The 20,411-nt window shown below is 48.4% G+C and carries 22 protein-coding genes; 12 read left to right on the forward strand and 10 right to left on the reverse strand.

Annotation, left to right across the window (positions count from 1 at the left end; genetic code table 11):
- The first annotated feature begins 246 nt into the window (after nt 1–246).
- Complete coding sequence (locus tag HPY28_RS26335) at nt 247–1,071, forward strand: inositol monophosphatase family protein (protein ID WP_017250625.1); 825 nt, start codon at nt 247–249, stop codon at nt 1,069–1,071.
- Nucleotides 1,072–1,238: 167 nt separating this feature from the next.
- Nucleotides 1,239–2,321 carry a glycoside hydrolase family 15 protein gene (locus HPY28_RS26340; protein WP_174231717.1) on the forward strand — a complete coding sequence of 361 codons (1,083 nt, stop codon included), beginning with the start codon at nt 1,239–1,241 and terminating at the stop codon, nt 2,319–2,321.
- Nucleotides 2,322–2,413: 92 nt separating this feature from the next.
- Here the strand turns inward: HPY28_RS26340 and HPY28_RS26345 are convergent, their stop codons facing one another.
- The gene (locus HPY28_RS26345; protein WP_174231718.1) at nt 2,414–3,340 is read right to left on the reverse strand and encodes a helix-turn-helix transcriptional regulator; all 927 of its coding nucleotides are present in this window, start codon (nt 3,338–3,340) and stop codon (nt 2,414–2,416) included.
- Nucleotides 3,341–3,385: 45 nt separating this feature from the next.
- On the opposite strand from HPY28_RS26345, the gene HPY28_RS26350 reads away from it, so the two are divergent.
- Complete coding sequence (locus HPY28_RS26350; protein WP_174231719.1) at nt 3,386–4,249, forward strand: alpha/beta fold hydrolase; 864 nt, start codon at nt 3,386–3,388, stop codon at nt 4,247–4,249.
- On the opposite strand, the gene HPY28_RS26355 is transcribed toward HPY28_RS26350, so the two are convergent.
- A complete protein-coding gene (locus HPY28_RS26355) occupies nt 4,214–5,116 on the reverse strand; it encodes a DMT family transporter (RefSeq protein WP_174231720.1) in 903 nt (300 codons plus the stop codon). The genes HPY28_RS26350 and HPY28_RS26355 overlap by 36 nt on opposite strands.
- A gap of 165 nt (nt 5,117–5,281) precedes the next feature.
- Between HPY28_RS26355 and HPY28_RS26360 the strand changes: the two genes are divergently transcribed.
- Both HPY28_RS26360 and HPY28_RS26365 read left to right on the forward strand, forming a co-directional pair.
- The gene (locus HPY28_RS26360) at nt 5,282–6,709 is read left to right on the forward strand and encodes an aminotransferase-like domain-containing protein (protein ID WP_174225985.1); all 1,428 of its coding nucleotides are present in this window, start codon (nt 5,282–5,284) and stop codon (nt 6,707–6,709) included.
- 29 nt (nt 6,710–6,738) lie between these two features.
- Complete coding sequence (locus HPY28_RS26365; RefSeq protein ID WP_017250619.1) at nt 6,739–7,518, forward strand: GNAT family N-acetyltransferase; 780 nt, start codon at nt 6,739–6,741, stop codon at nt 7,516–7,518.
- 21 nt (nt 7,519–7,539) lie between these two features.
- On the opposite strand, the gene HPY28_RS26370 is transcribed toward HPY28_RS26365, so the two are convergent.
- Nucleotides 7,540–8,421 (reverse strand): LysR family transcriptional regulator, encoded by an 882-nt coding sequence (locus HPY28_RS26370; protein ID WP_174231721.1) that lies wholly within the window; start codon nt 8,419–8,421, stop codon nt 7,540–7,542.
- A gap of 125 nt (nt 8,422–8,546) precedes the next feature.
- Between HPY28_RS26370 and HPY28_RS26375 the strand changes: the two genes are divergently transcribed.
- The gene (locus tag HPY28_RS26375) at nt 8,547–9,329 is read left to right on the forward strand and encodes a SagB/ThcOx family dehydrogenase (protein WP_173623766.1); all 783 of its coding nucleotides are present in this window, start codon (nt 8,547–8,549) and stop codon (nt 9,327–9,329) included.
- A gap of 45 nt (nt 9,330–9,374) precedes the next feature.
- On the opposite strand, the gene HPY28_RS26380 is transcribed toward HPY28_RS26375, so the two are convergent.
- Nucleotides 9,375–10,091, reverse strand: coding sequence for a GDSL-type esterase/lipase family protein (locus tag HPY28_RS26380; protein WP_173623765.1), 717 nt, complete (start codon nt 10,089–10,091; stop codon nt 9,375–9,377).
- 157 nt (nt 10,092–10,248) lie between these two features.
- Between HPY28_RS26380 and HPY28_RS26385 the strand changes: the two genes are divergently transcribed.
- Nucleotides 10,249–10,800, forward strand: a complete 552-nt coding sequence (locus HPY28_RS26385) for a nitroreductase family protein (RefSeq protein ID WP_017250615.1) — start codon at nt 10,249–10,251, stop codon at nt 10,798–10,800.
- 119 nt (nt 10,801–10,919) lie between these two features.
- Nucleotides 10,920–11,552, forward strand: coding sequence for a DUF3841 domain-containing protein (locus HPY28_RS26390; RefSeq protein ID WP_254613205.1), 633 nt, complete (start codon nt 10,920–10,922; stop codon nt 11,550–11,552).
- Here HPY28_RS26390 and HPY28_RS26395 read toward each other — a convergent pair.
- Entirely contained in the window at nt 11,508–11,990 is a 483-nt protein-coding gene (locus tag HPY28_RS26395; protein ID WP_174231722.1) for a DinB family protein, read from the reverse strand. The two genes, HPY28_RS26390 and HPY28_RS26395, sit on opposite strands and share 45 nt — an antisense overlap.
- Nucleotides 11,991–12,134: 144 nt before the next feature.
- Between HPY28_RS26395 and HPY28_RS26400 the strand changes: the two genes are divergently transcribed.
- Together HPY28_RS26400 and HPY28_RS26405 are read left to right on the forward strand one after the other, a co-directional pair.
- Nucleotides 12,135–13,058, forward strand: a complete 924-nt coding sequence (locus HPY28_RS26400; RefSeq protein WP_174231723.1) for a LysR family transcriptional regulator — start codon at nt 12,135–12,137, stop codon at nt 13,056–13,058.
- Nucleotides 13,059–13,220: 162 nt separating this feature from the next.
- Nucleotides 13,221–13,991, forward strand: coding sequence for an ANT(4')-I family aminoglycoside nucleotidyltransferase (locus HPY28_RS26405; protein ID WP_174231724.1), 771 nt, complete (start codon nt 13,221–13,223; stop codon nt 13,989–13,991).
- 88 nt (nt 13,992–14,079) lie between these two features.
- Here the strand turns inward: HPY28_RS26405 and HPY28_RS26410 are convergent, their stop codons facing one another.
- From HPY28_RS26410 to HPY28_RS26430, 5 genes are all read right to left on the reverse strand, one after another.
- Nucleotides 14,080–14,454, reverse strand: coding sequence for a YybH family protein (locus tag HPY28_RS26410; protein WP_174231725.1), 375 nt, complete (start codon nt 14,452–14,454; stop codon nt 14,080–14,082).
- A gap of 530 nt (nt 14,455–14,984) precedes the next feature.
- Nucleotides 14,985–15,719 carry an amino acid ABC transporter ATP-binding protein gene (locus HPY28_RS26415; protein WP_017250608.1) on the reverse strand — a complete coding sequence of 245 codons (735 nt, stop codon included), beginning with the start codon at nt 15,717–15,719 and terminating at the stop codon, nt 14,985–14,987.
- Between the two features lie 17 nt (nt 15,720–15,736).
- The gene (locus HPY28_RS26420; protein WP_017250607.1) at nt 15,737–16,432 is read right to left on the reverse strand and encodes an amino acid ABC transporter permease; all 696 of its coding nucleotides are present in this window, start codon (nt 16,430–16,432) and stop codon (nt 15,737–15,739) included.
- Nucleotides 16,419–17,252, reverse strand: coding sequence for an amino acid ABC transporter substrate-binding protein (locus HPY28_RS26425; RefSeq protein ID WP_017250606.1), 834 nt, complete (start codon nt 17,250–17,252; stop codon nt 16,419–16,421). Before HPY28_RS26425 ends, HPY28_RS26420 begins: the two co-directional genes overlap by 14 nt.
- Before the next feature lie 80 nt (nt 17,253–17,332).
- On the reverse strand, nt 17,333–18,160 hold the full coding sequence (locus HPY28_RS26430) for an amino acid ABC transporter substrate-binding protein (RefSeq protein ID WP_174231726.1): 828 nt from the start codon (nt 18,158–18,160) through the stop codon (nt 17,333–17,335).
- Nucleotides 18,161–18,979: 819 nt separating this feature from the next.
- Here HPY28_RS26430 and HPY28_RS26435 point away from each other — a divergent pair.
- Complete coding sequence (locus HPY28_RS26435; protein ID WP_017250604.1) at nt 18,980–19,381, forward strand: hypothetical protein; 402 nt, start codon at nt 18,980–18,982, stop codon at nt 19,379–19,381.
- Nucleotides 19,382–19,394: 13 nt separating this feature from the next.
- Nucleotides 19,395–20,333, forward strand: coding sequence for an AEC family transporter (locus HPY28_RS26440; protein WP_069847811.1), 939 nt, complete (start codon nt 19,395–19,397; stop codon nt 20,331–20,333).
- The last annotated feature ends 78 nt before the right edge of the window (nt 20,334–20,411 follow it).

Raw genomic sequence — 20,411 nt, forward strand, 5'->3', positions numbered from 1 at the left:
TCTCCACAGTCAGATAATGACGAGGGAGACACCTTTTTTCAATCATTCGGGCGTTTTCAGGCGCATTCCTCATGGCTAACGTGTGGTGTAACAGCAGGTAAAGTATGGTACACTAAATAATATAGCATGGCCGTTTTTTAGCACGAGCTGTCTCATCATTTTTAAATAAAACGTCGAAGCCTCTCTTTCTAGGTGAAAGGGGCGTGCTTTGCGAAAAAATAAGTCAAGTTTTAGGTGGCGATACGTGTGCAAGCATCAACACTGGCGGCTCTCAAGGAGCTCGCTTTGCAATGCGCCCGTTCAGCGGGTGAGCTGAGTCTGAAGAGAATGAAGGAGCCTTTTACCGTCGAGTATAAAACATCAGCCTCCGATCTTGTTACAGCCGTAGATAAAGAAGTGGAGAATCACGTCATTCAGATGATTCTTGCACGCTTCCCTGATCACGGCATTCTTGGAGAAGAGAGTGCACATGCGGAGGATTACAAGCAGTATGACACGCTTTGGGTCATCGACCCGATTGATGGCACGACCAATTTTGTTCATCAGCAAATCAATTTTTCCGTTTCCATTGCCGTTTACCATAAAGGAGAGGGAATGGTCGGAGCGGTTTACGATCCTTCCAGAGACGAGTTATTTTATGCGGTAAAAGGGGAAGGGGCTTTTCTCAATGATCGTCCCTTGCAGGTGAATCGAGCAGTAAGCCTGGAACAAGCTTTGTTATGCACGAGTGTATTTTGGAACAAGCGTGCTGAGCAGATTGGCATCGACTTGATCGTGAAAAAGCTTGCTGGGAAGGTTCGCGGAATGCGCCTGCTAGGAAGCGCCGCTCTGGAGATGGCGTATGTGGCTGCGGGTAGACTGGATGGCTACGTCAGTATGCAGCTCAATGCGTGGGATTTCGGGGCAGCTCGCATTATTGTAGAGGAAGCGGGTGGCCGGGTGACGACCATGATGGGGACACCACTGCCGTACGACCAAAAAAGCAGCGTGATGGCTTGCAACCCGACTTTTTATGAGGAGCTGCAGCATTACTTGAAATCCGAACAGACGGATGTACCTTCACAAAATTAAATGTCACAAGAACCCGCTGGATATGCGCATCCAGTGGGTTTTCTTTTGCTATGCATATTGGGTTTTCGTTTGGACGTCGGTTGCATATGCTATAAAAGCATAGCCGGAAGACGAGCAGCGACTGTATTTGTTACGAAGTCGGCTTGTCCGAATAAGGGGGGATAACCATGACCCTGATTGAGGAAAGTGTAAAGTTGATCCTTCAGCATCAAGCGAGTACGGGGGCGTATCTCGCTTCACCCACATTTATTCACTATCAATATGCATGGCTCCGCGATGGAACATTTACGGCCTACGCGATGAACCGTACCGGCAACCATGAGAGCGCCCGCAAGTTTTACCAATGGTGCGATGATGTGATCCGAAAGCATGAGGCAAAGGCAAGAGCAGCCATTTCGGCAGTAAAAAAAGGATTAGACAAAAATGATGCGGGGAACGACCGCTATTTGCATACGCGCTATACAGCGGACGGAGAAGAAGTAGCAGGCGAATGGGGCAGCTTTCAGCTCGATGGCTACGGGACATGGTTGTGGGGGCTGGCTGAGCATGTGCGGATGAGTGGGGAGCATGACTTGATTCACGAGCTGAGGCAATCTATTGAACTGACGATTGACTATGTAGTGGCGTGCTGGCAGCTCCCTAACTTTGATTGCTGGGAAGAGGGAGGAGACCGAATCCACCCAGTAACGCTAGGAGCTATTTATGCCGGGATCAAGGCGATGGAGCCTTATTTGTCCGACCGAGCTTTCGAACTCGCTCAGCAAGGAGAGACCATTCGCCAATTCATACGCGAGCATGGCACAGCCAACAGGCGATTGATAAAGTCCGTTGGGGATCATTCGGTGGATGCGAGTCTTCTCTGGCTGGCCCTGCCGTATGGGATCGTCGACGTGGATGATCCGCTCATGATCCGAACCGTGCAGGCCATAGAAGAGGAGCTGCGAGCAGGATACGGCGTGCATCGCTACCCGACCGATACGTATTATGGCGGGGGGCAGTGGCTGCTATTATCTGCGTGGTTGGGCTGGTATTACGTGAAAACGGGCAGGCGTGAAGAAGCGGAAAAGATAGCAGCGTGGATTGTTTCCCAGCGGCAAGCGAGCGGACTGCCTGAACAAGTGCAGGAGCATTTGCTTTCTCCGGCTCATTATGAGAGGTGGGTGGAGAGGGCAGGCCATCCTGCTGTGCCGCTCCTTTGGTCGCATGCGATGTTTCTCGTGTTGGCGGCAGAGCTCGGCATGCAGTACTAGCCAGGAAGAGAGTCTTCCTGGCTTTTCTTATTACTGACATCGATTGACACCATTTGTTGCTATGCTCATCTCAGGACCGAACAGAGTGGCGTTCAAACGGGATAAAAATGACACAGGGCATGAAGCTCTTTATGCAGCCAGCCGATTAGCTCAGCAGGCTCGTCTACTGTCGCTTCCCTTCCCAGACCGAGTACAAACCGGGCTACCCAATCGATTTCGGAGGGAGCGACAGTGTCGATAATGAAACCGGAACCATCTGCCAGAAGCGTAATCTGATTGCCGAATTGATGGTGGCTTTCGGCTAGTTTGCAGCCTTTTCTCGTCAAACGAATTCGCAGGGGAAGCTGCTCTAGTTCTTCATACTGCGAGACATGCGGATCAGGGACGAAGGTAGGGGTATCCACAATCGTCATGGCTTGGATGCGGTCAACGCGCAGTTTGACCGTGCATCCCCTGAGAAAGCAGAAGCATTTGCAGTACCAGTAGCCATCGAAGGCGTACAAATAATCGGGCTGAATGATGCGGGTGCTTCGTCGATTCAGGGAGTCGTACGCAATTTCCACAGCTTGTTGGGAAAGAGCAGCATCCAAGAGAGGTCGCAAAAAGGGCGCTTCCACACTTCTGCTCGGGTTCGTCACCCGCAGTTTTTTGCGTAGCTGCTCTACTTTAATCAAAGCGTCTGTTGGAAGACTCGAGAGCAGCTTGGCGATCACAGATAGGGTTTCTTTTGCAAATGGCTTGTCCGTGTAGGAGAGAAGAGCTTCATACGACAAAATCAGAGCAACGGCTTCCTCTGTCGTGAGAGCAAGGGGCGCTAGCTGATGGGATCGAATCAGCCTGTAACCGCCGCCAGGACCGGGGGAAGCTTGCAAGGGCGCACCAGCCTCGCTGAGCAAGTGCAAGTCACGCAGCATCGTTCGTTTGGACACAGACAACGTATTGGCTAAATCGCCCACGGTAAAGGTTTTTCCTGTGTGGAAAAGTGCAAGCAGTTCTAGTAAACGACCTGTTCGGTTCATATGTATTCCTCGCTTTAGCTAAAACGAATAAAAGGGTGAGTCAAAGTGAAATCAGTGATGATTTATCAGAAGGGGACGAGGTTACATGTGTTAGAAGGCGCACGAAATGGTGAAACGATTCTGTTCTTGCACCCCCAAGGCGGGAACTCATCTATCTGGAACGACATGTTACCTTATTTTTCAGAGGATTTCCACACCATTTGTATGGATCTGCGTGGGCATGGCCAATCGGAGCATGCGGCTACTGGCTACGATATCGGTACGCAATGTGAGGATATACGGGCAGTACTCGATCATGCTGGGGTAGATAGAGCGCATCTGATTGGCAATTCTCTCGGCGGAGATTTCGCCACCTTTTTTGCAGCGATGTACCCTGACCGTGTGCGATCACTGATTAATCTGGATTCAGGCATGATTGATTTTGTGGGCCCAAATGGCGAGCGGGAAGGATCAAAAGCTGAAATTTTGGAGCAGTATCGCAAGCGTGCAGTGCCAGCGTTCCAGTATCGAGAGGAGTTTGCGTCATACGCGAGGCAGCATTGGTATCCGTGGGACCCGTATTACGAAAAATGGTTTCAGCATGTGACGATCTACCCTCTGTCTGATGGGCTGATCACATACCAGATACCGACTACGATTAACCTTCAAATCATGGAGACAGTCTGTGATTTGCACTATGAAGATGCCTACGCACAAATGAGATGCCCGGTTCTGTTTCTCCCGGCGGAGACTGAGCCAAAGCTCGATGTGAAGCTCTCTCTCATCCAAAAAGTTACGAGGCATCCGCAAAGCAAAACGGTAGTCATTCCAAACGCCAAGCACTTGATGCCGATCGATGCGCCAATAGCGACAAGCATGGAAATACTGGCGTTTCTAAAAGGCTTGGTGCTTGACAGTCCTTCTGGATAACCGCGGCTTCATCGTTGCGAGCAGGACACCGACAAGCGTCACAACGCCACCAGCCATCGTCACAAGCGTAGGACCTTCACCCAGCCACACCCAAGCAATCAGAAAAGCGAGCACTGGCGTCATGTAAAGGGAGGTAGTAGCCTCCGAGGTACCAACGACAGAAGTCACATAGGCGAGGGACAAATAAGCAACAACACTAGGGAAAATGCCCAAATACACAACACTGAGTGTCACATCCCAAGGCGCTTGGGCTATCGCTGTGCCAAGCCCGGGCAGAAAGAAGAGCATACATAAGGTACCTGCCCATAAGGTGTAGGCGGTAAATGCGAAAACGCCGTATTTTTCTACGAGTGGCTTCTGAAACGCAAAGTAAATGCTTTCGCTAATGGTTGCCAATAAAATCAAGAATATTCCGTCTGATATAGGAAGGGTCTCCCCTGTGCCAATCGTGCAGATGGAGACTCCGAGAAAACTGATCAGTGCACCTAGCCAGCCTCTCACCCCGAAATGCTCCCGGAAAAATAGGAGAGCGAGGAGAGCGGAAAAGATCGGCGTCGTCGTGACCAAGAGGCTGGCTACACCTGCACTTACAGTCATCTCCCCGTAGTTGAGCGCTGTATGATAAACGGCGAAACCCAAGCCCCCAAGCATAAAGATAGCTGGGACATCTTTTAACTCTGGCAGACGGATACGGAAAAAGAGTGCGAGTATCCCGAGAAAAAGAGAGCCGATAAGAAAGCGAAGCAGCGAGAGATGCTCCGGCGAGTAAGTTTGCAGCCCAACGCGAATACCAGCAAAGGCCGAGGCCCATAACAAAATGCTGATAGCATGTGCAGCGAAAATACGACTTCTGACATGATGCAACAAGATAACTTCCCTCCTTTGAATGAAAAAACCAACCACCTATTCACTGTTTCTTCTTTCTTTTCTATGGTAATCAAGAAGTGGTAAAATATCTGCAACCACTCGGCTATCAAAAAAACCAACCACTTTTACCTATTAAGATGAGGAAGATGAAGGGGATCGATCAGGTTGCACAGAGAGAAACGGTTGCCGAAATATCGGAAAATTATTGATTTTATCAAAGGAAAAATTTCGACAGGAGAATGGCCGATTGGCAGCAAAATCCCCAGCCAACGCGACTTGGCACAATCGTTCGAAGTCAATCGGAGCACGGTCATTGCAGCATTGGAGGAATTGACCGCAGACGGGTTGATCGAGGGAAAGCTGGGGATGGGCACTGTCGTCGTCAATAACACCTGGACGCTGTTGGCTACGACACGACCTCCGGATTGGAGTGAGTACGTCAGATCTGGATTGCACAAGCCAAGCATGACGGCGGTTCAAGAAATCAATACGCGTGAATTCCAGGCAGACCTGATTCAGTTGAGCAAAGGAGAGCTCTCCCCAGACATGTTTCCAGTCGAAGCGATGAAGCAAGTCATGGAGCGAGTGACGAGGAACCTAAGCGGATTTGGATATGAAGAGCCGAGAGGGTACCTTCCCCTGCGCCAAGCGGTCAGTGATTATGTCGGACGACAAGGAATTACAGCTTCGCCGTCTTCTGTCTTAATCGTGTCTGGTGCATTGCAGGCACTCCAATTAATTTCGGTCGGGTTATTGCATCGAGGTTCAACCGTGTTTTTGGAACAGCCTTCGTATCTCAATTCTTTGCATGTGTTCCAGTCGGCGGGGATGGAGCTTGCGGGATTGCCGATGGATCGTCAGGGGATGATTGCGCAGGCGATCTATGCGAGGCGAAAACAGGAGCAAGGGGCGATTCTGTACACCAATCCGTGCTTTCATAATCCAACAGGCATCCTGATGACAGAGAAACGCCGGCTGGAGCTGCTGCGTGTATGTGAAGAAGAGCGTCTGCCTGTTATCGAGGATGACATTTACCGCGAGCTGTGGACGAATGAGCCTCCACCTCTGCCGCTCAAGGCAAGAGATAAACATGGACATGTCCTGTACATCGGGAGCCTGTCCAAGACACTGACTCCCGGCTTGCGGATTGGATGGGTAGTGGGGCCAGAGCCAGTCATCGAACGCCTGGCCGATATCAAGATGCAGACGGATTACGGGGTTAGCTCGCTATCGCAACGTGTGGCGGAGGAGTGGCTGGCGAGTGGCTTGTATGAGAGGCATATGCACAAGGTCAGAGAGCAGCTAATTACGAGACGAGCGGCTGCCATCCGGGCACTTACGAAGCACATGAGTGAACACGCGACGTGGGAAGTGCCTGCTGGAGGATTTTTCATCTGGCTGAAAATGAACGGAAAGCTCTCGATGATGGAGCTCTTTACAGCAGCCAAACGCCAGGGCATTCTGCTGAATCCGGGCAAGATTTACGGGGAGACGCAAGAAGGATATGTCCGGCTGTCGTATGGGTACTCGTCGATCGCCGATTTTGAATCTGGTATCGAAAGACTGGGTCAAATCGTCCGCGATAGTATATAAAAGCAGAGGAAAGATGGAGGTGGAAGTAAATGGGGTATATAGAAATAACAAAAAAGAATATAGAAACGGAGCACATATGCTGTGCATTAGGTGCAAAACAATACGAACATGAAGTAGCCGAGAAGAAGAAGTGGCTGACAGAGCGAATGGATGAAGGATTGGTGTTTTATCGCTTAGATGAGCGGGCAAAAGTGTTTATTGAATACTTGCCTGCGGAAATGGCCTGGGTTCCAATTGAAGCGCCCAATTATATGTATATCAACTGCTTGTGGGTGTCTGGCAGATATAAAGAGAACGGGTATGCGAAACAATTGTTGCATCATTGCAAGGAGGATGCTATCAAACGTGGCATGGACGGAATCGTTCATATCGTAGGGAAGAACAAGTACCCGTATTTGAGTGAGAGACGTTTTTTTGAACATATGGGGTTTGAGCTGGCAGATCAAGCAGAACCGTATTTTCAATTAGTGGCATGGAAATGGAATGAACAAGCTGCTATACCGTCCTTGAAGAAAACAGGAACGACTTCTTCAAAGGAGAATGGCGTCACCATTTATTACACAGCACAGTGTCCATTTGCTGTTGGTGTTTTGGAAGAATTGAGAAAAGTAGCGGAAGCGAAAAGTGTTCCCTTTCATTCGTACAAGCTGACAACGAGGGAAGCAGCACAGAACGCGCCTGTCATATGGACGACCTTTGGCTTGTTTTATCAGGGTGAATTTATTACACATGAAATCATGAGTGCCAACAAATTTGAAAAATGGCTAACAGAGCTTCTCGCACACCAAAAGCCCCGCCAATCCCAATAGGCGAGGGCTTTGTTCGTGGGGCTACTTGCTCGTTGGCGTGAAGTCCATGCCTTTTACATATTGCTGGCTATGAACGGCGAACTCTGCCGTGAGTGGGGAGATCGACTGCCAGTTGCGCACCGCGAGCACCACTTCCCTTGTAATCGGGGGCGACAGAGGGATCGCGACGACTTTGGGGATGACAGGTGGCATGTACAGCTCAGGCATGATGGTGACGCCGATATACTCCTGCACCATGGTCAAAATCGTATACACCTCACGTACTTCAAACGTAACCGTTGGGATGATGTGATTCTCTTGCAGCATTTTTCGGATGCAGCCATCCTTTGGCATGATAAAACAACGCTCCGCGATTTCGGAAAAACGAAGGGTCTGACTGTCTTTCAGTGGATGGGTATCTGGTAAAATGACCATCATTTCGTCTTGCAAGAGTGGCAACGTTTGCATTTCCTTATCAGGCATTACGGTAAAGGCAATGTCGACAACCGAGCTGTGAAGCCAATTGCTAATTTCATCACTATCGCCTTCCAAAAGCAGGATGTCCACGGCCGGAAACCGCTTGCGAAAGCTGCCCAAAAGTCCGGGCAAGAAGCGGGAGGCGACGCTGGGGATCGAGGCAATACGCAGGGTACCGGACGTAATCCCGCGGGCAACGTTTGCTTCCTCCGTCATGCAGGATGTGATGTTCAAAATGTCGCGAGCGTGCGCAAGCATTCGCTCTCCGATGCTCGTCGGAGTGATCCCGCTGCGACTTCGCTGAAAAAGACTGACGCCGAGCTCTTTTTCCAGGGACTGAATCATTTGCGAGACGGCGGATTGCGTAAAGCCGATTTCTTCTGCTGCCCGCGTGAAGCTTCCAGCTTTTGCTGCGGCGACAAACACTTGCAGTTGGGTAAGCGTCATGTCTCCTCGTTCCTTTTCATTAGTTTTTTCTTATGAAAAATATTATAAATCATTGTTTTACTAATGGAAAAGAGCTTCGTATAGTAAAAGGCATCACTAGTAAGAAAATACGAGGAGGAACATAGATGCATCCCGAATGGCAGCGAATTGCAAATGAATTTATCGAGGCGACCTCTTACCGAGTGGGCGAGCTGGAAAAAGGCTGGGCCTCTCGTTACGATTTTTCCAAAAGACCTGCGACGTATTTGCGTTATGAAGAGGTATTTGCCCGCGTTGATTTAGGCAAGCCACAGTTTCCAGCGTCCGTCGATTTGTGGGAGGTCCTCGCTAATCGAAGATCCAAGCGTAATTTCTTGAAGCAGTCAATGACGCTTAACGAATTGAATCTCCTACTGTGGGGTACACAGGGCATCACAGATGATATGGGTGACTATCAATTACGCACGACGCCGTCTGCCGGTGCCCTGTATCCGATTGAGACGTATCTGATGATTAACAACGTGGAGGGACTGGAGAAAGGCCTGTATCATCTGGATGTACAGAATTGGTGCTTGGAAGGATTGAAGAGAGAAGACACGTCCGAGATCGCCTATCTGTTCACGGAAGAGCAAGAGGTAACGAGACGGGCTGCTGTCAATTTCGTTTGGACAGCGATGGTGGATCGCACGAAAGACAAATACAAAGAACGTGCGTACCGCTATATCTGGTGGGATTCCGGGCACGTGTCGCAGAACCTGCATTTGGTAGCAAACGGACTGGGGCTTGGGGTAACGACAATTGGTCACTGGATGGATCATGACATGAACGAATATTTAGGCATCGATGGCAAGTCCCATTTGTCTATTTTGATGGCATCAGTGGGCAAAATCGCAGGTGGGCATTGGCTAACGGACCGTCGACCGGAATAAGCAGTAAAAAAAGGATGGGCATAAGAAGCCGCATCCTTTTTTTATTCATGATGGTGTGCCAAGTGCGATGTCATGTGCAGAAAGTGTATCGCGGAGAACGGTCGCCATGAGCTGGTAGCCGAGGACATGCGGATGAAGTCCGTCGTCAGCCAATTCCTTGCGCAGTGTGATACCATCTGCGTCCGTCATGCGGGAGTGGTAATCGACATAGAGACAGTCTGTTTGTTCAGCAATCGCTTGAAAACGTTCATTGATCGTGATGACGAGTTGGTTTCGCTCATAGTTGCGTGCGTATCGGTCCATGCATGTAGGCAAAAGGGAACAAAGAATGGGCTGAATGCCTTGCTCGAGAGCCGCATGCACCATTGCTTCTACATCACGGGTCACCTGCTGGTTAATCTCTTGAGGTGTTAGTCGGTCGGAAGGCAAGAATGTATCCAACGCCCACGTATTGTTAATCCCGATCATGATCACCACGTAACGTGGCTTCAATTGAAGGACATCTGCGGCAAAACGTCTGCGGGCCTGTTCGGTTGTGTCACCGCCGATTCCACGATTCACGATGGTCTGACCCGACCGACCAAAAAAGGTAGCGAGATCCCACCAATGCGTGATGGAATCGCCGAAAAAAACAAAATCGACGGGCTGCTGGTGGAAGAGCAGCGCTTCATTATGAAAGTCAAATTCGTTGCGTCGTCTGTCTGCTGGCGCATCGATACTGAAAAATCCGGGCTTTATGAGAGCTGGGCGCTGTTCGTCCAAGCTACATCCCTCCTCGTCCAAAAGTTTACCATATCCCTGTAAGCGTGGTGTGCAGTTTCGTTTACTTCTTACTTGATTTTGCCGAGTGTACACGATAACATATGTTCTGAATAAGATTGATAACCATTATCAAAGTGTGGGAGTCTAAGAGAAGAGGGTGACCGTTGTGTCCATTGCCAAAATCATTCGAGAGCGCCGCTCTATTAAAAAAGACTATAAACCAGATACTGTGTCCGAAGAACTTGTTTTGGAGCTATTGAATGACGCTGTGTACGCGCCGAACCATGGTATTCGTGAGCCTTGGAGATTTCTGTTTGTATCTTCAGAGAAAAAAGAAGCGTTTGTAGAGAAGTTGATCACCTGCTATCCCCCAGAAGCCCATCAGGCACGCAGAGACATGTACAACCAACCGGCAGCCTATTTGGTCGTCATCATGAAAGAAGATCCGCGCCAAAAACAATGGGAAGAAGATTTCAGTGCGACGGCAGCTCTCATTCAAAACTTCCAGTTGCTCGCATGGGAGCGTGGATTAGGCGTAGTCTGGAAAACGAACGCGCACAACTGGGATCCGAAGGCACACGCCATCTTGGGTGTTACGCCAGGAGAGAAAATCGTTGGTTTCCTGCACCTCGGTTTTTTCGATCAGGAAAATGTACCAGCAGCACGCACACGCACATCTGCTGAAGAAAAGTTCACTCGGTTCGAATAAATGGAAAAAAACGAGACCAATCTGAGGTCTCGTTTTTTCGTGATAACTGGACAACTTCCTGCTACACTAGTGCTTGATTATGTTTACGTAACTTGAAATATGCGATTAGGGTGTATGACATGAGGGTTTTTTGGACGTTACAAAACCAAGAAGTGTGGGAATTGGCTCGAGAACGGGGTTTTTTACAAGGGGACAGAAAACATGCGATGTTCCCTAAGGAATACGAATGGATGATTCATCAGATGAAAAAGAGAGTAGCGAAGTATGGGGGAGAATACCCGATTTGGTTATGGGTGGATAAACCTGATTTGAGGCGTACAGGCTATTTTGAAAGTGGAGTCCAGTTCGTTCGAATCAAAGTGGAATTGGATGAACAAGACGTTTTACTCTCTGACTATGATGAGTGGCATATGGTATTAAATAATGACTTCTTAGCTAACAGTGAACAGGAATATGAAGAATATCATCAAGGAAAAGGTACGATTTCAAAAGAGGAAAGCTGGGAGCGTATCTTTGCCTGGAATAGAAAGCGAGATTCCAGTTGGGACGCCTATGAGGATAGAGAATTGCAAGGAACAACGGGGAAAATAGACATAGCGAATGTCAAAAGTGTCGAGTACTTTCTTGCAGGTAAATGTTGCTCACGCTCGAGGCACACGGTTGGGGAAGAAAAAACGAGACCATTCACAGGTCTCGTTTTTTTGCAATTACTTTGCTGCTGCTTCCTGCGCTACGACTTTTACCATGCTTGAAATGATCCCCAGATGGATGGATTCGTGCATGACGGCAAAGTTAAAGACTTCTCCTACCGTCGTAAACTGGAAGGGACCCATTGTAATGGGGGCTGGCAATGCTGCCTCTAGCGCGTCAGGGGTGATGGAGGACAACCGTTCAAGCTGTACGGACAAGTAGTGAATCAGCTCATCTATCGAGGGTGGTGCAGTCGTCCAGTCAGAAGGCTTCGTTCCCGTCTGAAAAAGAGTAGCGTAGGAAGCGGGCAGGTCAGATTGGTAAGGCAAGCCGATGGACAGAAAATGCTGAAAACAAAAGACGATATGCCCGATATTCCAGCGAAGTGTATTTGAAAAAGCGGGGGATTGCACATCCAATAGCTCCTCAGGAATCAACGGAATCTGTTGCAGGCCAATTTGACGAACGGATGTGGCTGTAGTGATCATGCTTTGAGACATGAGACAAACCTCCCTATCATTTTCCTATGATTGACAGCGATCTTACCGTCAACTAAAGTGTACGTCGTAGGGGAAATCGCAACAATCATGCTTTTCCGATTAGAATGATTAGTAAAAATGATAATGGGCACAAGAGGTGAAGCAATGGAGCTCAGGCAATTGGAGTATTTTATGGCAATATGTGAGGAAATGCATTTTTCCCGGGCCTCAGAAAAGCTGTGTACCTCGCAGTCCAATCTCAGTCAGCAAATCAAGTTTTTAGAGAATGAGCTGGGTGTCCCGCTGTTTGACCGCTTAGGCAAGCGAATCACGCTGACAGAAGCAGGAAAGGTATTGCTGGAACAGAGTCGGCATGTTTTTTCCCATATCGACTACGCACGCGAAGCGATTGCTGCCATGAAAAACAACGAAGGGGGCACGCTCACGATCGGTGTCCTGCCTGGCGATGCCGATTTGTTGTTTGATGCTCTTCTTGTAGAATTCCACCGCTTGTATCCCAAAACATCCTTATCCGTCATTGAGTCTACAAGAATAGTGGAGCAAATCACATCCGGCGAGATTGATTTGGGCGTGACTGTGTTACCTGAGCCGGATGAGAGAATCACTGTCATTCCGCTATTTCACGAAGAGTTCGCGCTTGCGGTTCATACCGCACATACACTTGCCAAGGAAAAGGCAATCAAGTTTGAGCAGCTTCAAGGTGTGAAAATGGTGATGTTTCCGTCGGATCATCAAGCGAGACAGCTCATCAATCGCTATTGCATGCAGGAAGGCTTTCGCTTGCAGCCTCATATCGAAACGACCACACTCCTGTCCCTATTGACTCTAGTGAAAAAGGGGATCGGGGGCTGTATTCTGCCTAGCTTATTGCTGCAAAACATAAACGACGACGAGATTGCGATCATCAACCTCTTGCATCCGACACCCAGCCAAGATATCTGTTTGGTTTATCGCAGAGACAAATATATGGGGTTTGCCGCTCGTACCTTCATCGATACGCTACAAGCGTATATTCAATCGGCCATCGACAACACTCATGCTCCCAACACGAATAAAAATCGCTCGTAAGATTTTCCTTTCCTTGGTAAAATGCATATCATTACGAACCACGATCTGGTCGATGGGAGGAAGTTCACATGCATCCAAAAAAAGTCCCCCGTTAATCCCGAGGTCCTCCATTCATGTATTTGTGTCAGCTACCCCAAAATAGATCAAGGGAGATGTACGTAAATGAACATGAATGGACCTGTAAAAATATCTCGAAGTGAACGATTTCAAACCTGCCAAGAAATTGCTGCGAGATTACATGAAGTGTACAAAGAAAAAGTTCTCGCCATTGGGGTGTATGGTTCCATTTCTCGAGGGACAGACGGCCCTTATTCGGATATCGAGATGTTTTGTGTATTAGAAGAATCAGGGGAAGAAATAGAATTTAGCTACGAATGGTCAGCGGGACCTTGGAAGGCTGAAGTAAATGTGTGCAGTGCAGATGTTTTGCTGAACACTGCCGCTACTGTCGAAGATGATTGGCCGCTGACACATGGCCCATTCTTTACTCCACTGAGTCTGTACGATCCGAAGGACTTTTTTGAAACGCTCAAAAAAGCAGCAGAATCACCAGCGCAGGAAGAGTTCACAGAGGGAATCAACGGTATTCTCGTAGGGGAAATGTACGAGTTTATTGGCAAGTTGCGAAACGTAAATCTAAACGGCCCACATACCTATCTGCCCTACTTGGCTATGGAGTTTGCCCAATACGGTGCGATGTTGATCGGGCTGCACAACCGAAAGCTTTACTCGACAGGGGCCAAGGTTTTGCCGGAAGCGCTGGAATTGCCGCATCGTCCGGCTGGATTCGATCAGGTAGCCAGATTGGTGATGGCGGGGGATCTGACTGATCCAGCAAAAATCGTTAGCGTTTGCGAAGCATTCTGGGATGGTCTCCAAGAGTGGGCTGCCCAGCATCAGTATGTGATTCATTCAGAGCGAATCCCTTTTTAGTGATAAATAACAAACGAGACCCCTTGAACGAGGGGTCTCGACTTACCAAGAAAGCCTTGCTTCCTAGCGAGGCTTTTATTTTTGGGGCTTACTCCACTTTGCCGCTCAGATGCTCATGAATGAGCTTCCATTCCTCTGTCTCTGTTTTCGTAAAAATATTCGTAGCTCTGCCACTTCCCGTGACGAATTCCCCGTTGTAATAGCCTTGATATTGATACGTATATACACAGCTAGCGGAACTTTGATCGACAGCAATCCACTGGACATCCGTAGCCGCATAGACTTCATCCTTGATCAGATGCCATGCATTTTCAAAGTAAGCGCGGATCTCACTCATGGATGTACAAGTCTTGTCGGAAAACCAGTAAATGGCGTTCGGATGAAGCATTTTTTCTACATTTGCAAAGTCATGTGTATTGGTAGCGTCAATATATTGCGCTAACGCCTGTTTATAGCCTTCCACAAATGATCCCTCTCTCCGCTAAAAATGGTCTATTTATCCATATATTATAGGTTTACGGCAAAGAAAAAAAGCCCGCCCGATGTAGAAGGGGGCTATTCGGGCGGAAATGGAGGACGTAATGTCCATCGTAGGGTCTGACACATTCATGATAGTTGTCTGATGTTAAGGAAGAGTAGAGAGAACATGAAGCATTTGTTAATTTTAGGTTTTGTATAAATGCGGAGGGCAAGCACCCGTTTTTTTCTTTTTAATCACTGGGATAGACAGGCATCCATACAGGAGAGATGCGGTCGTCATAAGCTGAATGGAGTACCGATCCTTGCCAGCAGATCGGTGCTTCCATCTGATTTCAATGAGAGGAGAGGTAAATGATGGGGTGCAATCGCGATGGTTTCGGCTTTTTTGGTGGCGGGTTCATTTGGATTCTCATTATTATTTTCCTAGTGATTTGCTTCATTGATGATTAAGGCACTATTGCAAAGAAAAGACTCTGTGCTCTTATACAAGAGACAGAGTCTTTTTTCTGGTTCTTACTTCAAATGCTGCAAAAATTGACGTGTGCGTTCCTCACGTGGCTTTGCGAACAAATGGGACGGTGTATCTCTCTCCACGATGACGCCTTGGTCCATGAAAATAACCTCGTCGGCAACTTCCCGGGCGAACCCCATCTCGTGCGTGACGACGATCATCGTCATCCCTTCCTGGGCAAGCTCCTTCATCACCCTCAACACTTCGCCAACGAGCTCCGGGTCAAGAGCGGAGGTAGGCTCGTCAAATAGCATGACTTGCGGGTCCATCGCCAGTGCCCGAGCAATCCCTACACGCTGCTGCTGTCCACCAGACAACTGTGCAGGATAATGGTCCAGCTTGTCACCGAGACCTACTTTTGTCAGGAGAGCAGCGGCTTTCGCACGTGCTTTTTCTTTGTCTACTTTTTTGACAGTGACGGGTCCCTCCATCACATTTTCAAGGGCTGTCATGTGCGGGAACAGATTGTAGTTTTGAAACACCATCCCGGTCTGCTTTCGCAGCTTCGGAATACTTGTTCTCTCTACTTTTTTGGAAAAGTCCAGCTTGACGTCGCCGATTTGGACGCTACCGCTGGTCGGAACCTCAAGTGCATTCAGGCAGCGAAGCAAGGTTGTTTTCCCGGAGCCAGAAGGACCGATGATAACGACTACCTTTCCTTTTTCCACCGAGAGAGAAATGCCTTTGAGTACATGTAAGGTATTGAATTGTTTATGCACATCCGTGATCGTAATCATGCGTTTTCACCTGCTTTTTAGACATAACGGTCCAGCTTGTTTTCGATGCGATCCTGGATAATAGAGAGTATGAAGCAAATCACCCAGTAGATAAGGGCTGCTTCCGCATAGACGAGCAGCGGCTCATATGTCGCAGCGACGACTTCTTGGGCTTTGCGAAACATCTCTGGTACCAGAACGACCGAAGCCAGCGAAGTATCCTTGACCAAACTAATAAACGAGTTGGACAAAGGAGGAATGGAGACGCGAGCTGCCTGAGGGAGCACGACTCTGCGCAGTGCTTGCCAGTAGGTCATCCCCATGGAGTAGGCTGCTTCCCATTGCCCTTTGTGAATGGACAAGATCGCGGCACGTACCACCTCGGAGGAATAGGCACCGACGCTGAGAGAGAAGCCGATGATTGCCGACGGTATCGGATCGATCATCAAGCCGATGCTCGGCAAGCCATAAAAAATGATGAATAATTGGACCAATAAAGGAGTACCGCGAATGATCGATACATAAAAGCGGGCGATGGCAATCAGCGGCTTTATGCCGGATAGACGTGCCAGCGCAGTGAGAACCGCAATGATCAGACCAATGAAAAAGGACGCGATGGCGATTGTCAAAGAATAGAGCAAGGCTCCTTTCAACAGAGGAAGAAAGGAGCTTTGCGCGATATCGATCCATCGGTTCAGGCGTTCTGGGTTTTCAAAGAAGCTACTTAGAGACATCTGCACCAAACCATTTCTCTGATATTTTTGCGAGGGTACCATCTTTCGTCATGTCGTCCAGTGCTTTGTTGAATGCATCAACCAGCTCTGTGCTACCCTTGCGGAAGAGGAAACCGTTTTTCGCTACGTTCGGATCTTTTGCGATAATTTTGATAGGAACATCAGGCTTTTGCTTCATGAAGTCCAAGAGGGAAATCCCGTCGTTGATCGTAATGTCTACACGCTTGGAAACAAGCAAATCGATCGCTTGGTTAAAGCCTTCCACACCGACGATTTCCGCTCCGTTTTTCTTCGCGATATCTGTGAGGTTGCTCGTCAATGTTTGGGCTGCTTTCAGACCTTTGATATCCTCGAAGCCTTTTACGGTCGTGTTGTCTTTATGGGTGACAAGGACCGCTGTGGATACGGTGTATGGATTGGAGAAATCGTATTTTTCCTCACGATCAGGGCGAATGCCTACCTGATTCGCTACGACATCAAAGCGCTTGGAGTCGAGTCCAGCAAACATCGCATCCCATTGTGTTTCTTGAAAAACAGGCTCTACTCCGATGCGCTTCGCTACCTCTGTCACGACCTCCACATCATAGCCCGTCAGCTTGCCAGACTGATCGTGGAACGTAAACGGCGCATACGTGCCCTCGGTTCCAATCAGAATTTTTCCGTCGGCTTTTACTTTTTCCAACAAGTTTTGTTCTTTTTTCTCTTCTGTTGGGGCAGGAGTGGCACTATTTTGCGGTGGTTGTCCCGTTGAAGACGACCCGCAGCCTGCCAATGCGACTAACAGAGTGGAAGCGAGAAGGGAAAAAAATAGTTTTTTCATAAATTAACCCCCACTAAACCGATGTGAATTTGAATAGGAACATACTAAAAGGGACAGACAATTTTGTCAATGACTAAGAATTACTTCGTGATATCTTCGCCGAACCATTTGACGGAAATCTTGGAAAGGATGCCGTCCTGCTGCATCTCATCGAGCACCTTATTAATCGCGTCAGTCAGTTCTGTGCTTCCTTTACGGAACATAAAACCGGTTGGTTGGCCCTCTGCATTTTTCGCCACGACTTTGATGGGCGTATCAGGCTTTTGTTTCAGGAAATCAAGTACTGACAAATTATCGTTGAGCACAACGTCCACGCGTTTTTGTGCAATCAGGTCAATGGCTTGATTGAAATTGTCTACACCGACGATTTCTGCCTCATTGGCGCGTGCGAGGTCAGCGTAGTTGCTGGTCATGGATTGTCCGGCTTTTAACCCTTTGATATCCTTGAAATCTTTGACGGTGTCATTGTCCTTGTGAGTCACCAAAACCGCACGGGAAATCGTATATGGCTTGGAGAAATCGTACTTTTCCTGACGATCAGGACGGATTCCTACTTGATTGGCAATGACGTCAAAGCGCTTAGAGTCGAGTCCAGCAAACATGGCATCCCACTGGGTTTCCTGGAACACAGGCTCTACACCGAGCCGCTTGGCAACTTCCGTGATAACCTCCACATCATAGCCGGTCAATTTGCCCGACTGATCATGGTACGTAAACGGAGAGTATGTACCTTCCGTACCAATGACGAGTTTTTTCTCGGCTTTCACTTTTTCTAGCAAATTTTGCGAAGCTGCTTGATCAGCAGGCGGAGTCGTAGGATTCGGGTGAGAAGGAGAACCGGAAGTGCCGCAGCCAGCCATTCCCAGTAGCAGGCAAGATAGTAAGGTAGACAGAATGACTTTTTTCATGTTGTAATCCCCTTTATGTTAATCGGATTTCATGGATTCATAGTAGTGGTCGTTCATGCCTTTGTCAATCTTTAAATTGTTAAATCCTATTTGATTACTTTGAATTGGAGGGGACAACGTTCTATGTAGCTGCGGTGGGGAGAAGAATATTTCCAGTCTAGGCTCCAGGCTCCGTCCTGCTGGGGGCTGAGACTGTCCGCTCCGAAGAGATTCGCGGGGAAACGCAAAAGTGGTAGCCGCTACGTTGCGTGAGCACGGTTGCGTTTCTTTTGCCCGCAAATCCCTTCTCCGCTCGGAAGGACTCCACAAGTCGCTACGTCTGGAAATATTCTTCTCTAGCGTAACTGAATACGTTCTTCGATTCTTTTAACTCTTTAAAAACCCGATTAAAATCGGAAAGCTCGTAGAGGAAACAGGAGAAAACAGCGAAGATCTTTGGTACACCGACCGAGACGGAATGCAAAAAGCGAAACACGCTCTTAAGCGTCCACCTCTGAAAAGGCATCCTGGAATGACCACTTTGGACGCGGTTTCGCTTTTTGCATGGAGTCGGGCTGTGAATCCCCCAGCGGGTGGGACAAGAAGCTGAGCGTTTTCTCCTGTTTCCTCCCCACCACTACAGAACGTTTACACTTGTTATCTCTTTTAAGGATTCTCCATTCATACGGTGGCTATGTGCATGAGACGAAAACTTGGCGCAGAAGTAGTGGTTGAGGTTCCTCGTCAAGAAGCGTACAATTAGTACGAATTGAAAGGCCTACAAGCAATTACGTGCTTGTTCTTCATAGGAGAGCGCACCGATAAAAGGAGTCAATCAACATGTTAAACGACTGGCGTATGTATACAGATGGAAGTGGAATGGAGCAAAAGCATGTAGCTTGGCATGAAGTGCTGAAGGAAATCGCTCAATTGGACGGAGTAACGCGGACGTTGGTACACGCAGCGTATGGAGATCATGTGGATTTGGTCGTAGCAGGCGGGAACAACGGTAAAGTATTAGTGCAATGGAAAGAACATGAGCCGGTTGAGCAGCACTTTGTACTTGCGGCAGACAAGCAATCGGCGGTAATGTCCACGCTCGTCATCGAGGGTAGTGAAGTTGCCTTTCCCCTTTCCTGGTGCGTTCCGCTTGAGCAAGTTGTTCCTTTGTGCGGAGATTTGCTACGAACATGTGAAAAAGGGGAGCCGACCGAACTCGAATGGCTTCCGGTAGAAATGTAGGCAGGAGGGCAGCATGGAACTACAAACGTTGCAGCAGTCCATCCTCATCATGGCCGTCATCATTGGGATCGGTAGCTTAATCGGCTACCGGCAACCCTTGACTGCGGACTCCCGCCAACTCGTCATCACGATTATTGTAAATGTTGCCATGCCGTGTATTATTTTAGACGGGATCTTTCAGACAACCATTGATCAACAAATTTTATACCAAATTTTTGCAATATTCTTCATTTCAATTATCCTAAACTGCCTGGGCATTTTCATCGGCTGGTTAGGTGCGCGTGCACTTCCGCTTCCGGTGAAAAAACGTCGGGAGATCGCGCTCTTGTCCGGCTTGGGGAATACAGGCTTCATCGGTTTACCGCTTTGTGCGGCATTGTTTGGACCAAAAGGGGCGCTCTTGGCCGCTATTTTCGACGCAGGCGTGGATGTTGTGCTATGGACAGTTGGTGTGATGATGCTCCAAGAAAAAGGAAGCTTCTCCTTAAAAGGGCTCAAGACACTCATTAACATCCCGATGATTGCAATCGTTTTTGGACTCGGTTCTGCCATCATCGGGTTTGTGCCACCTGAGCCTGTGAAGCAACTGTTTGGAACGCTGTCCAAGCTCGCTTCTCCGTTAGCCATGATGTACATTGGTATGCTCTTGCCTATGTTTTTGCGCAATAAACCGCAAGTGTCATTAAAGCTTTTGAGTATGCCACTCACGTTTAAATTAGTTGTTTTTCCGCTGATGACGGCTTTTCTTTTGTCCGTTTTTTCAATCGACAGCGATATTGTCAGCGTTTCCCTTGTGCAAGTAGCAATGCCCACCCTGACATTGGCCTCGATCTTATTCGGGCGCTACGCGGCAGATGAGGAGATGGGTGCCATGACGACGGTTTGTTCTACCTTGCTGGCGCTCTTGTCCATCCCGGTTGTTCTGGTCATGGGAAATTGGCTCTTGCACTAATCTCTCGCCAATCTCAGTCATAGTGAAACGAATCAGAGGTAACCTATGTCTAACAAGTAAAGAATGACGAAAATGATG

Source organism: Brevibacillus sp. HB1.2, assembly GCF_013332495.1.
Taxonomy (GTDB): domain Bacteria; phylum Bacillota; class Bacilli; order Brevibacillales; family Brevibacillaceae; genus Brevibacillus; species Brevibacillus porteri.

Coding starts and splice junctions, on each gene's coding strand:
- HPY28_RS26340 (WP_174231717.1), top strand. CDS start 1,239: ATGACCCTGATTGAGGAAAGTGTAAAGTTGATCCTTCAGCATCAAGCG.
- HPY28_RS26345 (WP_174231718.1), bottom strand. CDS start 3,340: ATGAACCGAACAGGTCGTTTACTAGAACTGCTTGCACTTTTCCACACA.
- HPY28_RS26365 (WP_017250619.1), top strand. CDS start 6,739: ATGGGGTATATAGAAATAACAAAAAAGAATATAGAAACGGAGCACATA.
- HPY28_RS26370 (WP_174231721.1), bottom strand. CDS start 8,421: ATGACGCTTACCCAACTGCAAGTGTTTGTCGCCGCAGCAAAAGCTGGA.
- HPY28_RS26375 (WP_173623766.1), top strand. CDS start 8,547: ATGCATCCCGAATGGCAGCGAATTGCAAATGAATTTATCGAGGCGACC.
- HPY28_RS26390 (WP_254613205.1), top strand. CDS start 10,920: ATGAGGGTTTTTTGGACGTTACAAAACCAAGAAGTGTGGGAATTGGCT.
- HPY28_RS26395 (WP_174231722.1), bottom strand. CDS start 11,990: ATGTCTCAAAGCATGATCACTACAGCCACATCCGTTCGTCAAATTGGC.
- HPY28_RS26400 (WP_174231723.1), top strand. CDS start 12,135: ATGGAGCTCAGGCAATTGGAGTATTTTATGGCAATATGTGAGGAAATG.
- HPY28_RS26405 (WP_174231724.1), top strand. CDS start 13,221: ATGAACATGAATGGACCTGTAAAAATATCTCGAAGTGAACGATTTCAA.
- HPY28_RS26415 (WP_017250608.1), bottom strand. CDS start 15,719: ATGATTACGATCACGGATGTGCATAAACAATTCAATACCTTACATGTA.
- HPY28_RS26420 (WP_017250607.1), bottom strand. CDS start 16,432: ATGTCTCTAAGTAGCTTCTTTGAAAACCCAGAACGCCTGAACCGATGG.
- HPY28_RS26425 (WP_017250606.1), bottom strand. CDS start 17,252: ATGAAAAAACTATTTTTTTCCCTTCTCGCTTCCACTCTGTTAGTCGCA.
- HPY28_RS26430 (WP_174231726.1), bottom strand. CDS start 18,160: ATGAAAAAAGTCATTCTGTCTACCTTACTATCTTGCCTGCTACTGGGA.
- HPY28_RS26435 (WP_017250604.1), top strand. CDS start 18,980: ATGTTAAACGACTGGCGTATGTATACAGATGGAAGTGGAATGGAGCAA.
- HPY28_RS26440 (WP_069847811.1), top strand. CDS start 19,395: ATGGAACTACAAACGTTGCAGCAGTCCATCCTCATCATGGCCGTCATC.